This is a genomic window from Breznakia sp. PF5-3, assembly GCF_029504745.1.
In the GTDB taxonomy this organism is placed as follows: Bacteria; Bacillota_I; Bacilli_A; order Erysipelotrichales; family Erysipelotrichaceae; genus Breznakia.
This window is the reverse complement of the sequence record NZ_JAQFIQ010000002.1, coordinates 70,451-82,776: the sequence shown is the minus strand read 5'-3', so window position 1 is coordinate 82,776 and position 12,326 is coordinate 70,451. Positions and strand designations below refer to the sequence as shown.

Sequence of the window (12,326 nt, the reverse complement as noted above, 5' to 3'; positions counted from 1 at the left end):
GAGGTTATTCTTTGCCAATAAATATAGAAATATAAAAATATTTATCATCATAGGAATACTTTAAAATTCCATTATACTTTTTTAGAATTGCTTGAACACTGCTAATGCCAATTGCATCTTGTCGATGCTTAGTAGAAATAAGTTTTCCTTCTTTTTCAATAACACTACCTGCATATGCATTATCAATTGTGAAAACCAAAGTTTCTTCTTCTTGGCTCCCGCGAACACGAAGCATTCGTTTGCTCTCATCAACATCTTTATTTGCTTGAATTGCATTTTCTATACAATTCCCCAAAACAATACTAATATCTGCTACTGAAATATGAATTGCTCTTTGGATATCTAATTTAATATCTATTGGAATGGACTCTGCTTTCGCCATACCAGCATAATAACGCATCAGTAAATCTATTTCCGCATTCATACAATATTTAATATTTTCTAAAAAATATTGATTATTTAAATACCCTTCAATATATTCTCTGATTTTTTCACTCTCTTGCGCTTGAGCAAGTGCATCAATAGCACGCATATGATGAATAAAATCATGCTTTACCTTTCTAAACTGATCCATTTTTTCTACCAATTGATTATATCCTTGATTGTGCAATTGTAATTGTACATCCATAACCTCGGCCTCTATTTCTAATATTACATTTTTTCGATATTGTTGTAAGAGTACAAAAGTTAAGTAATAAGTAGATAAGATACAAATAAAAATCATTGCAAAACTTGCTACAGTAAACTTATTAAATTCCATCGCTCTAGTCATCGCAAATGATAAAATTGAAATAATGGTTAACGTAAGTGGTAAAAAGCAAAGCTTTCTCCATGTTTCTTCAGATAATTTCAATGGTATTTTTCGCACAATAACACTAATGAATTTGCTTACAAATGGTAATGTAATCACTGTAACAATTAAAATAATCCATAAATCGACAAGCCCATTCGCAAAGCGATCAGAGCTATTTGGTAAATTCATAATATTCGCATATAATACGTAATTTGAAATTGTACTTACAATAATTGCATAATGTGAGACCAGCAACGCAATAAATAACTTTTCAAAGAATGGCACTTTAATTGGTGCTTCAATGCAGATAAAAACGACTATGGCAATCGCAATGAATAAATAATTCACAATGATATTTTTACCTGTAACATAATACGATAATAACCCACCAACAGAAAATAAAACTGCTCCTATCATCAAAATAACGCAAGCACGCATAACAACCTTTTTTGATAGTTCTTTTCGGGAACGAAAAGGAATAAAAACCAAGTAGAAACATGGAACTATTTGAATAAAGTATCCAAGAAACAAACGTAAAAACTTAATTAGCATTTCCATCACTTCTCACTTTTTTAAACTTATATTCATAATAACCATTTTTAATTTCAGAGCGAATCTTTCGACTCATTGAAATTTCTACCTTGTTTTTTAAAATAATTATATTGGTTTTTATTTCTTTTATATATCCATAATTTACAATAAAACTTCTTTGTGGTCTTGTAAACAAAGAATGATTAAGTTGTTCATATAACATCTCTAACGTTGAATATGATCGAATACATTCTTGATTTGTGTGAATTAATGCTGCTTTTAAATCTTTCTCAATATATAAAATATCATCTACTGGTATTGAAATGTCAGAATGCCCAACCTTAACTTTGATAAACTCCTTAGCTTTGTGTGGATAAGCACTATAACGCTGAAACACTTCTTCTATTTGAGCTTCATCAATTGGTTTTAAAATATAATGAAGTGCTTGAACCTGAAAAGCTTCCAAAGCGAAATCTTTGCTACTCGTCAAAAAAACAATCGCAACATCCTGATATTCGCGAATTTTTTTCGCCACTTCTATTCCATTATCTTCATTCAAATAAATATCTAAAAATATTAAGTCATAATTACGATTTAATATTTCACTTAAATTATTTGCATTATAAAAAACATCAATTTGTAATTGAAATTGATTTCTTTGTGCATAATTTTCCAGACATTTTTGTAATTCAATGATATCTTTTTTTGCATCTTCTAATATACATACATTCATAAGCTCTCCCTGTATTAGAATTAGATATAATGCCCCTCTTTATAAATCAATTATTTCAAGAATGAATTTGTTTGTCAAATTTAATTTAAAAACAAAAAGAAAGTCTTTTATTAAATAGAAGACTTCTTCCTAGTATTATATGAATTATTTTGCTGGTTCCCATTTACAACGTACAGGAGATACAATCGCTTCTTCTTTCTTTAATTCCTTGAATGCTTTATCGATTTCTTTACGATCAATTCCTGTCGCTTTTTCAACTTCTCCAGCACTCATTGGCTTTCCTGCATCACGCATTGCTTCTAATACTTTTTCTTTTGTTTCCATCTTGTTTCCTCCATAACTTTAAGTTAATCATAATATAGCATAAAGAGATAACAATCACCAACCCTTTGACTAAAAAAAAGGAGCATTCATATAGCTCCTTTAATCATATACTATTTATTAATAACGCTTTTAACATATGCTTGAACGTCTTCTGCAGAATCCATTTCCAAACATTTGCTAGCTACATCTTCCATTTCTTTCTTGCTTAGTGAAGTTACAACTTTACGTGCTCGTAAAATTGATGTTGCACTCATTGAGAACTCATCTAATCCCAATCCAAGAAGGATTGCAACTGCATCTGGTTCTCCAGCCATTTCTCCACACATTCCAGCCCATTTGCCTTCTTTATGAGCACCGTCAATTGTCATTTTAATCAAACGTAAAATTGATGGATTGTATGGTTGGTACAAGTAAGAAACTTTTTCACTCATACGGTCTGCTGCCATACTGTATTGGATAAGGTCATTTGTTCCAATTGAGAAGAAATCTGCAACTTTCGCAAATTGATCTGCCAATACTGCTGCTGCTGGAATCTCAACCATCATACCTACTTCAATGTTGTCTGCTACATCAACACCTTCAGCTTTTAAATCAGCTTTCACACCTTCAAAAATTGCTTTTGCATCTTTGAATTCTTGCACTGTCGCAATCATTGGGAACATAATACATAATTTACCATAAACAGATGCACGACATAACGCTCTTAATTGTGTTTTAAAAATATCTGTACGATCTAAACATAGACGGATTGCACGATATCCTAAGAAAGGATTCATCTCTTCTGGGAACTCAAAATATGGAAGTTTTTTATCTCCACCAATATCTAATGTCCTTACAACCACACGTTTTCCCTTCATACCTTCAAGAACCATTTTATATGCAATAAACTGTTCCTCTTCCGTTGGGAAATCTTGAGAATTCATATATAAGAATTCTGTACGATATAAACCAATACCTTCGCCACCATTGTTAAGAACTCCTTCTACATCGTTTGGTGTACCAATGTTTCCAGCTAACTCAACATGATGACCATCTGTTGATACTGATTCTGCATCTAACAATACTTTAAGTGCTTCTTTTTCTTCTTCGAAAGCAACACGTTTTGCTTCATACGTTTTTACTGTTTCTGCATCTGGATTCAAGATTACATCTCCCTCGATTGCATCAAGAATAATTGCATCTCCATCTTTTGCAGTTTCCAAAATACTACTACATCCTACAACTGCTGGAATTTCTAAACTTCTCGCCATAATAGCAGAATGTGAAGTTCTTCCCCCTATTTCAGTTGCAAAACCTTTTGTGTATTTTTTATTTAATTGTGCTGTATCAGAAGGTGTTAAATCGTATGCAACGATTACTACTTCTTCATCGATTGCCGTTAAATCTGGAATTTTTACCCCTAATAAATTCGCTTTTAAACGGAATGTAACATCTTTGATATCTGCAGCTCTTTCACGCATATATGCATCTTCCATTGATTCAAACATTGAAACATACATATTTGCTACACTTTCAGCTGCAAATTCAGCATTACAATTTTCAGAGTTTATTTGTCCTTCTACAGCACCAATAAATTCTGGATCTTGAGCTACCATCAAGTGAGCATCAAATACTGCTAGTTCTTCTGCTGAAAGATTTGCCGCTGCTCTCTCTTTAATTTGCTCAATGTCTTTTACAGTTGCTGCTACAGCTTTGTTTAAACGTTCTACTTCAACAGCAGCATCTGCATCTTTCTTTTCAATTTCCATCTTTGGCATTTCAAGTTTGTATACTTTAGCAATTGCTACACCACTTGAAGCCGCTATACCTTTTAACATACTGGTTCCTCCATATATATTTACTATAAGTAATTATAACAAACCTGCCCCCAGTAGGCAATGAACAAATTACGAACAAGTTATAAAATTCACAAAAAAAGGAAATTGCAAACACAAAAATGAAAACGTTTGCAGTATTTCCTACTTCTATCCATATAGTGCATGTAAAAGTGCATTCATGCTTCGCTCTTTGCATACTCTAAACTCTTTATCGTGATACCACTGCAAATACCAATTCTTTCGATTATCTTCTATATACTCCTTACGAATGATTTGTACTTGATAATCACATAGTTGTTTTAAAGCGATATCAATTCGATGTTTAATCTCTAAACAAGAATATAGATTTTTATCCTCTTTAACACAAAATCCTTTATTTAATTCCAAACTTAATTCACTATACCGATACATCTTTCCAACTTGTTTTAAAAGTTCATCTTTTTTCTCAAATGCTAAACGTTCAAAATCCAACCTTATCACCCAATACTTAATTATATAATTTTGCTTTTTTTCCTAGAGATAAAAAATGTACCACTAAGGGTACATTTCATTTATTATCTCATGTGATATGGTTTCACGTAAGCAGGAACACCATTTTCCATAATTAAATCTGGTTCTCCTTGGATAAGTGGCATAAAGTAGTCATATGCTTCTTTAACCAATCCTTGGTAATCTGGTAAAATCCATTCAGCTGGAATATTTTTCACATGGTTTGCAAATTCGTTTGCAGGTCCTGCAATATAATCTACATCATATTCAGCACCTTCTTTACGTACAACACCAACTACTTGTCCTGTAAAGTCTTTATCAGCACTGCGCATATGTCCACTCATACCTAATTTGAATGCTTCTTCAACATCCACATAAGATTGTAAGTAGTTTGCACAACGTTGTGCTGTACTCAAGTCTTGAACTTTGGCACGTGGAGCAATTCCAGCATCCAAAATCATGTTTTTAAGTGCGTTACCAGCACCACCTAATACAGCATGTCCAAATCCATCATTTTTAGCTTCTGCTGCAGCTAAATAACTTCCATCTGCAAAGTGTGCTCCTTCACTAACAACAATGTAACATTTTCCTTTTGTGTCCATGCAATTCTTTACTTGTTTCAAGAAGTTGTCTTTATCAAAGTCTTCTTCAGGTAATACTAATAAATCAACTTTGTTGCTGATTACACTAGAAGCTGCTAACCATCCAGCATCTCTACCCATTGTTTCAAGAATAAATACTTCTGCACGTGTGTACACATTATAATCTAACCAAGTACTTGTCACTACTGCATTTACAAACTTAGCAGCAGATGCAAATCCTGGACAATGATCTGTTACCATCAAGTCATTATCTACCGTTTTTGGGATTCCCACAAAACGTTTATTGATTCCGTTTTGCTTAGCCCATTGGCTCAATGCATCAACAGTATCCATTGAATCATTTCCACCAATATAGAATAAAATTTCAATATCAAATTGATCCATGATATCAACTAATCTACGGTAATCTGTATCGTCATCTCTTTTCAATTTATAACGGCATGATCCTAACGCTGAAGAAGGCGTTTGTTTCAAAATACGGTTTTCTAATTCACTCATATTTGTAAGATCATATAATCTTCCTTCTAAAATTCCTTCAATTCCATTCAATCCACCATATACAGTGTCATAGATTGGATTTAATTGGTTTGCCTTTACCACACCCGCTAACGAAGCGTTGATAACGGTAGTAGGTCCACCAGATTGTGCAACTAAACAATTTGCCATGTTTATAATACCTCCTATAGTACATACAGTGCTATTTTACCATATAGAATTAACCTTTTTCAATAAAAGAAGATAATTATTTCACAAATGCCTTTCTTTTAATTAAGAAAACATTATTTTGACACTTATTCAATAATTCGTTATCCTTTACTATATGAAATCTTTAAAACCAGAAAATAAAATTGAAGCTCTTTTATTTCTTTTCGCTTTTATCATCTTGCCCATCTTTTCAATTCTTTTAGGTGTACAAGAATCAATCTTCTATGAAAACCTTACATATATTGGAAATCAACCACAATATCGACTTCTTTTTCAAATATGGGGAATTACAATATCCCTAGATTATTTTTTCTCTTTCTATTATCTAACAAAGAAAACCAAAGTATATGGAAAACGATTGTTACCAATTGCAGCTGTTTTATCATTTATTAGTATTCTTTCCTTTTTTATTCCATACAATGCACATCAACCATTACTTTCTAATTTGCATGTATACACGTCATTGTCATCAAGTTTATTAACTATCTGTTTAATCTTTTATTATGTTCATCTATTTCAATTTGATGAACCTGCATATTATCAAAAATGCTTTCGATGTATTATTGCATTTATGATAATATGTGTAACTCTATTACTAATTCTTGGCGATATCTCTGGTATTTTAGAATTGGTTATGACATTATTTTTAAGTGTTTTTCTTTACTACATGATTCGCATCTACTAATGTTCACATAAACTTAAGATAGAAACCTCTTTTATTTCATATACATTGACTATAGTATACCCAAGAGGTGATAACAATGAAGCAAGAAGAACTTATGTATGCTGCAGTTATATGTAAAATCAACGAAAGCCTGAATGAAAACCAAAAACCGAAACCAGACCAAGAACAAAATAAATCAAAACAATATAATAAAAGAAGTGCACAAACAAAAAGATTGTAATTACTACAATCTTTTTTCTTCTTATTAAAAAATACAGTATTAATAAAATTTAATAATTTCCAACAATTCACTTTTTGTACCATGCTTTCGTAATAGTGTCGCAAATGTTTCATTTTGTAAGAGTGCTGCTAAATTTGCCAACAACTCCATATAGGAGGTTCTATTAATCGCACCAAATGCTACTGCCGCCTTAATCTCTATCCCATGAAACTCTTCAAATATAACTGGCTTTTCAAAGGTAATAAGACTTAAACACGTCTGTTTTACTTTAGATCCAGATACACCATGAAAAAAAGCAATTTCTGGTAACAACATCATCGATGCACCCATCTGCTTCGCTGTATCAATCATAGAATCAATATAAGCAGGAGTAATCTTTTTGTGCTCCAATAACATTTCCCCACAAATATAAACAGCATCGCGCCAACGCTTCACTTTCACATCGGTTTGAATACATGCTTCACTCAAAATCTCATATATCATCATTTCTCCTTTCGTTTAAATGGTTATATCGTTATAACCTATAAAAGTAAAAATTATACAATTAAATTTCTAATTTAATTGTAAATTCAAATGTATCACCTGATGCAACCGTAGTAGAATAACAAACAACTTTTTCATCTGAAAATGAAGTGCGTTTCACTAACAATCCATATTGATTTGGTCCATATCCTAATTTTTTACTTTCATCTTCTGTTAACATACACCCTGAAAAAGTTTCAATTGCTTTATTAATATAAACACCATATTCATCTTCTAACGTTTTATAAAGCGATTTCTTATTCAAATCAATATCAAGAATAAAGCCATATTTATCTTTACTAAAATATGATCTTTCAATCATAATTGGCTCTTCATCAGCACACCGAAGGCGCTCAATGTAGATTACTTCGGCTTCTTCTTTTACTCCTAATTGGTTTGCAATTTTAGTGTTTGCTTTAATAATCGATACATCCAATACTTTGGTCGTTGAAATTTTTCCCTGTTTTTCCATCTCTCTAGTAAAACTATATAGATTACCAAGATTCTGGATAATACTCTTCCCTAAAACATAGGTTCCTTTTCCTTGTATCTTTTCTAATTTACCCTTTTTAACCAACTCATCAATTGCATTACGGACTGTAATTCTACTTACACTATATATTTTTATTAATTCTCTTTCTGAAGGAATTGGTTCTCCTTTTTTCCATATACCTTTTTCTATATTTTCTTCAATTTTATTTGCCACTTGATAATATACAGGCAATTTATCAAAATTATTCATGTTATCAACCTCTATCTGTACCTTATCACTGGTTATAATCAGTTGTCAATACAAAAGTAACAATCCCTTTCCTATCGAGTATAGATTTATATAATCACAATAGCTTTATTCAAAAAGAAAAGCATCTTTTCAGATGCTTTATATCCATTATATTACAAATATTCACTATACTCTTCCCACTGTTTCATCATAGCATTGATTTCATTATGAACACCATCAATTTCTTCATCTAATTCATTCATTTTATGTGGATCATGATAGTACTCTGGTTCATAACGTAACTCGCGTAATGACGCTAGTTTTTCTTCTGCCTTTTGAATTTTAACTTCCAGTTTAGAAACTTCTCTTCCATAATTGATATGTCTTGGTTTTTCTTTTTTTATGCTTTCTTTCACTTGGATATTTTCTTTTGGTTCTTCTTTTTCATTCAACTCTTTATAAGTCAAAGGAAAATATTCGGCCTTTCCTTCATCAATTTTTAAAATTCCATTTGCCATCTTTGATATAAAGTATCGATCATGTGAAACAAACAACATGGTCCCATCATAGTTTAATAAACTTTCTTCCAAGGCTTCTTTTCCAATAATATCTAAGTGATTGGTTGGCTCATCTAACAATAATACATTGGGTTTTTGTAGCATTAAATCTACAAATGATAATCGTACCTTTTCACCACCACTCAATACAGCTACTTCTTTAAAAACATCTTCTCCTGTAAATAGAAAACTTCCCAAAGCAGTTCGTACTTGTGTTCGATTAAGCTCTGGATATTTGTCCCATATTGTTTCTAGTACATTCTTATTATTTTGAAATTGCGCCAACTCTTGATCAAAATATCCTATTTCAATCTGATGACCAAATAAGAAGGAACCTGATAATGCTGGTATCTGTTTCATTAGTGTCTTCATTAAGGTACTTTTTCCTTTTCCATTTGGGCCAATAATTGCAATTCGTTGTCCCCTTAGCACCTCTAAATTCACATTACACAATACGCGATCATAACCAATTTCTAAATCTTTGATATTGAGTACTTGGTTACCACCTTTAATTCCAGACTTAAAAGAAGCATGAAAAGACTTTGTATCTTCTCCTTTTAATTCCACTCTCTCCATTCGATCTAAATATTTAATCTTCGATTGAGCAAATTTTGCCTTATTCTTTTTATATCTAAATTTTTCAATCAAGGTTTCAAGACGATCAATTTCTTCTTGTTGATTACGATAGGCAATTTGATTGCGTTCTATTTCAATTTTCTTTGCCTCTACATAAGCACTATAATTACCGAGATACTTATTCATTTTATGAAATTCTAATTCATATACAATATCCACAACTTCATCCAAAAATGTCCTATCATGAGATACCATAACAACCGCTTTTGGATACCGTTTCACATATCCTTCCAACCATTTAATCGTATCTAGATCAAGGTGGTTGGTTGGCTCATCCAACAACAAAATATCTGGTTTACTCAACAACAGCTTCACAAACGCAATCCGTGTTTTTTGTCCACCAGAAAAATCACTTACACTTTTCTTTAAATCTTCCATCTGGAAACCAAACTTTGTGAAAATATTATGAATTTCACTTTTATAAGTATAACCACCTAGCATTTCATGTTGCTCTTGATACTTCCCATATTGCTCTAATACCTCAGGACTAGTATCAAATTGCATCTTTGCTGTCAATTCTTCCATTTGTTTTTCTAAATGATGTAATTCTTCAAATATTAACTCAAACTCTTCTTCCACAGTATGATTTTCATCAAAAAAAGTAGTTTGAGATAAATATCCAATTGTCATTTTTTTATCTTTATGTATATCGCCACGATCTAATGATTCCTCATTCGCAATAATTTTTAATAACGTGGTTTTCCCACAACCATTTCTTCCTACGATTGCTACTTTTTCTTTGTCTTTTACCTCAAATGTTATATTACTAAAAATTTCTTGCGCACCAAAAGCTTTGTAGCCTTTACTAATTTGATAACGCATAATCTCTACACTCCTATTCTTCTATATTTAAATATGTTGTTATTGAATTTGCTAATACATCAATAATCAATTCTTTTTCTTCCTTCCAATATGTTATATCACTTTTATTTGATATAAATCCAAAATATAAATTAATTGCATTCATACCATAAATATTATCTTTCGCAAATGATGCTGTACCTTCCTTCGCATGTTCTGAATACATACCAGCTTGTGTTGCTTTACCGCCTGTTTCACGAACATACAAATCACCATCATATACACTTCTACCATCTAATTCGCTCTCAACAAGCCCAGCACTAATAACACCTACATCATCATTAACCCCCATATAAATAGTACTACCTTCTAATTTCGTCTTCTTTCCAAAGTCATAGCCAATCTGTGAAGCTAACATTTTTGTAGAATGTTCTGAATAAAAAATATTAAACCCATGCAAATTACTATCACCATCTTCAGCAAAACCTAAACGTATATAATATTTTGCTCTTACTTGATATGCTTTTGCTAAACGTCCATTTTTTCCATACGTATCGATTTTTTCATTCTCATCCCGTAAAATAAGAACTTTTAATCCCTTAGCTTCAAGTTTCTCTTTCAACATTTTTGCTGCCTTATATGCTTCTTCTGCCTCTGAAATACCATTTCCTGAAGCTCCATTTGATAAGCTATTATCATTTCCTGCAGGATCAATTACAATATCGTATTCATTCTTTGCAACCTTCTTTTCTTGTACATTCAAAAAAGCATATGGCTGTTGTAAGGTCACTTTATAATCTGCCAATAATTTTTGATTTGCAATAAATTCCACTTTCGTATTCTTGCCATTTCGTGTTACTGTATAAATCGATTCAGAAATCGTATCATTTGCGTATAAACGTTTTTCCTTGAGATCTTCAACCAAGTACATTTCATAAAATCCAGGTTTAATATTTCCCAATAGAATTCGTCTGTCAACCTTTCGATCAAGTACAAAAGCATATGTCTGATCACTACAAACATCTTTTAATTTTAATGTTTTTCCACTCATATCATCACTGTCTTCACCAGTGTATGTATCTTTAAATAAAGATAAACTTTCTCCATAGAAAAGATAATCATTAAACGCATACGTATCTTTAAATTTCTTATCTAATACCGTTTTGGTCTTTTCATTACTAAAATCACAAACACTATAATTTTCTTTTGTTACACTGGTTTCTTTTAATAATAAATTAACTGCAAAATACGCAATAAAAATAGTCAGTATCAAAAGTGGTACTGCGACTTTATAATTTAACTTTAGTTTTCTTTTCTTCGGAATATAAGCCATCTATTTTTCCTCACTATTCAGATTAATATCAACAATATGTTTTGGTTGTTGCATTTTTTCAGGTGGATAACTCATATGATTTACTGAAATCTCAATATCCAAAAGTGCTTTTGGATTTTTTGGAATCGGTAACTCTATATCTTCAAATTTATGATACTGTACTGGATATATTTCATCCTTTACATATACAACTGGATGAAGTGGCGAATTAAACGTCCAGTTTAAATCATAACCTATGAGCTTACTATCTTTATTTCGTCGTGAATATCTTCTTGAAAACCTAACAAAGCGTTTTTTCAAAAAAACTGGATTGATGCGAATGTTTTCAAATAACGTAATCACACCCATATAAAGATACGCTTTCATACGACATAAGAAATCTACCCATTTGCGCTCATCGATATAGTCTACTAGAAACACATCAATGAATAACCCATCTCCATCTTTACAACGATTTTGAAGTAGGGTGTTTACCTCTTTGAGATACGTACCGCGTTTGCGTATTTTCATTGCTGGAATACAAACATTGTACTCCTTATGTGTATCAAAACACTGAAAATAGTATTTCTGTGGATCCAACTCCTGCTTCAATACTTCAATAAAACGAACATAATCTTCATACAACATTCCAATATCTGCATCATCATCCCATGGAATAAATCCATCATGACGAACAGCCCCCAAACAAGAACCGCCTGTTAGATAATAAGGAATATTATGTTTACGACATATTTCATCGATATCTTTCAACATTTCTAATAAAACAAGTTGGACATCACGAACTGTGACTTTAGTCCCATCTGTATTTGTTTTTAATATATACTCTTTCAAATAATCACCTGTTCTTATTATACAAA

13 protein-coding genes are annotated in these 12,326 nt (G+C 31.7%); 2 read left to right on the top strand and 11 right to left on the bottom strand.

What is annotated here, in order from left to right:
- Window positions 1–4: 4 nt before the first annotated feature.
- The 6 genes from M2475_RS01005 to M2475_RS00980 form a co-directional block, all read right to left on the bottom strand.
- On the bottom strand, window positions 5–1,351 hold the full coding sequence (locus M2475_RS01005) for a sensor histidine kinase (RefSeq protein ID WP_277489029.1): 1,347 nt from the start codon (window positions 1,349–1,351) through the stop codon (window positions 5–7).
- Window positions 1,335–2,057: a LytTR family DNA-binding domain-containing protein gene (locus M2475_RS01000; RefSeq protein ID WP_277489028.1), complete on the bottom strand. Its 723-nt coding sequence runs from the start codon at window positions 2,055–2,057 to the stop codon at window positions 1,335–1,337. The genes M2475_RS01005 and M2475_RS01000 overlap by 17 nt, the downstream gene beginning before the upstream one ends.
- 144 nt (window positions 2,058–2,201) lie before the next feature.
- Complete coding sequence (locus M2475_RS00995) at window positions 2,202–2,381, bottom strand: MarR family transcriptional regulator (RefSeq protein WP_277489027.1); 180 nt, start codon at window positions 2,379–2,381, stop codon at window positions 2,202–2,204.
- Between the two features lie 110 nt (window positions 2,382–2,491).
- Window positions 2,492–4,198: a phosphoenolpyruvate--protein phosphotransferase gene (ptsP, locus tag M2475_RS00990; RefSeq protein ID WP_277489026.1), complete on the bottom strand. Its 1,707-nt coding sequence runs from the start codon at window positions 4,196–4,198 to the stop codon at window positions 2,492–2,494.
- A gap of 147 nt (window positions 4,199–4,345) precedes the next feature.
- Window positions 4,346–4,669, bottom strand: a complete 324-nt coding sequence (locus M2475_RS00985; protein WP_277489024.1) for a hypothetical protein — start codon at window positions 4,667–4,669, stop codon at window positions 4,346–4,348.
- Between the two features lie 83 nt (window positions 4,670–4,752).
- Window positions 4,753–5,955, bottom strand: coding sequence for a diphosphate--fructose-6-phosphate 1-phosphotransferase (locus M2475_RS00980; RefSeq protein WP_277489023.1), 1,203 nt, complete (start codon window positions 5,953–5,955; stop codon window positions 4,753–4,755).
- Between the two features lie 154 nt (window positions 5,956–6,109).
- Here M2475_RS00980 and M2475_RS00975 point away from each other — a divergent pair, with 154 nt between their 5' ends.
- Both M2475_RS00975 and M2475_RS00970 read left to right on the top strand, forming a co-directional pair.
- Complete coding sequence (locus tag M2475_RS00975) at window positions 6,110–6,679, top strand: hypothetical protein (RefSeq protein WP_277489022.1); 570 nt, start codon at window positions 6,110–6,112, stop codon at window positions 6,677–6,679.
- Between the two features lie 76 nt (window positions 6,680–6,755).
- Complete coding sequence (locus M2475_RS00970; protein WP_277489021.1) at window positions 6,756–6,899, top strand: hypothetical protein; 144 nt, start codon at window positions 6,756–6,758, stop codon at window positions 6,897–6,899.
- 39 nt (window positions 6,900–6,938) lie between these two features.
- On the opposite strand, the gene M2475_RS00965 is transcribed toward M2475_RS00970, so the two are convergent.
- From M2475_RS00965 to M2475_RS00945, 5 genes are all read right to left on the bottom strand, one after another.
- On the bottom strand, window positions 6,939–7,382 hold the full coding sequence (locus M2475_RS00965; protein WP_277489020.1) for a PTS sugar transporter subunit IIA: 444 nt from the start codon (window positions 7,380–7,382) through the stop codon (window positions 6,939–6,941).
- A gap of 61 nt (window positions 7,383–7,443) precedes the next feature.
- Complete coding sequence (locus M2475_RS00960) at window positions 7,444–8,163, bottom strand: GntR family transcriptional regulator (protein WP_277489019.1); 720 nt, start codon at window positions 8,161–8,163, stop codon at window positions 7,444–7,446.
- 152 nt (window positions 8,164–8,315) lie between these two features.
- Window positions 8,316–10,157: a ribosomal protection-like ABC-F family protein gene (abc-f, locus tag M2475_RS00955; protein WP_277489018.1), complete on the bottom strand. Its 1,842-nt coding sequence runs from the start codon at window positions 10,155–10,157 to the stop codon at window positions 8,316–8,318.
- A 13-nt stretch (window positions 10,158–10,170) separates the two neighbouring features.
- Window positions 10,171–11,469 (bottom strand): N-acetylmuramoyl-L-alanine amidase, encoded by a 1,299-nt coding sequence (locus tag M2475_RS00950; RefSeq protein ID WP_277489017.1) that lies wholly within the window; start codon window positions 11,467–11,469, stop codon window positions 10,171–10,173.
- Window positions 11,470–12,300: a LicD family protein gene (locus M2475_RS00945; protein ID WP_277489016.1), complete on the bottom strand. Its 831-nt coding sequence runs from the start codon at window positions 12,298–12,300 to the stop codon at window positions 11,470–11,472.
- Window positions 12,301–12,326: the final 26 nt, after the last annotated feature.

Bases quoted from the DNA above. Each gene is read 5' to 3' on its own strand.
- M2475_RS00970 (WP_277489021.1), top strand. From the start codon at position 6,756: ATGAAGCAAGAAGAACTTATGTATGCTGCAGTTATATGTAAAATCAAC.
- M2475_RS00950 (WP_277489017.1), bottom strand. From the start codon at position 11,469: ATGGCTTATATTCCGAAGAAAAGAAAACTAAAGTTAAATTATAAAGTC.
- abc-f (WP_277489018.1), bottom strand. From the start codon at position 10,157: ATGCGTTATCAAATTAGTAAAGGCTACAAAGCTTTTGGTGCGCAAGAA.
- M2475_RS00975 (WP_277489022.1), top strand. From the start codon at position 6,110: ATGAAATCTTTAAAACCAGAAAATAAAATTGAAGCTCTTTTATTTCTT.
- M2475_RS00980 (WP_277489023.1), bottom strand. From the start codon at position 5,955: ATGGCAAATTGTTTAGTTGCACAATCTGGTGGACCTACTACCGTTATC.
- M2475_RS01000 (WP_277489028.1), bottom strand. From the start codon at position 2,057: ATGAATGTATGTATATTAGAAGATGCAAAAAAAGATATCATTGAATTA.
- ptsP (WP_277489026.1), bottom strand. From the start codon at position 4,198: ATGTTAAAAGGTATAGCGGCTTCAAGTGGTGTAGCAATTGCTAAAGTA.
- M2475_RS00965 (WP_277489020.1), bottom strand. From the start codon at position 7,382: ATGATATATGAGATTTTGAGTGAAGCATGTATTCAAACCGATGTGAAA.
- M2475_RS00960 (WP_277489019.1), bottom strand. From the start codon at position 8,163: ATGAATAATTTTGATAAATTGCCTGTATATTATCAAGTGGCAAATAAA.
- M2475_RS01005 (WP_277489029.1), bottom strand. From the start codon at position 1,351: ATGGAAATGCTAATTAAGTTTTTACGTTTGTTTCTTGGATACTTTATT.
- M2475_RS00995 (WP_277489027.1), bottom strand. From the start codon at position 2,381: ATGGAAACAAAAGAAAAAGTATTAGAAGCAATGCGTGATGCAGGAAAG.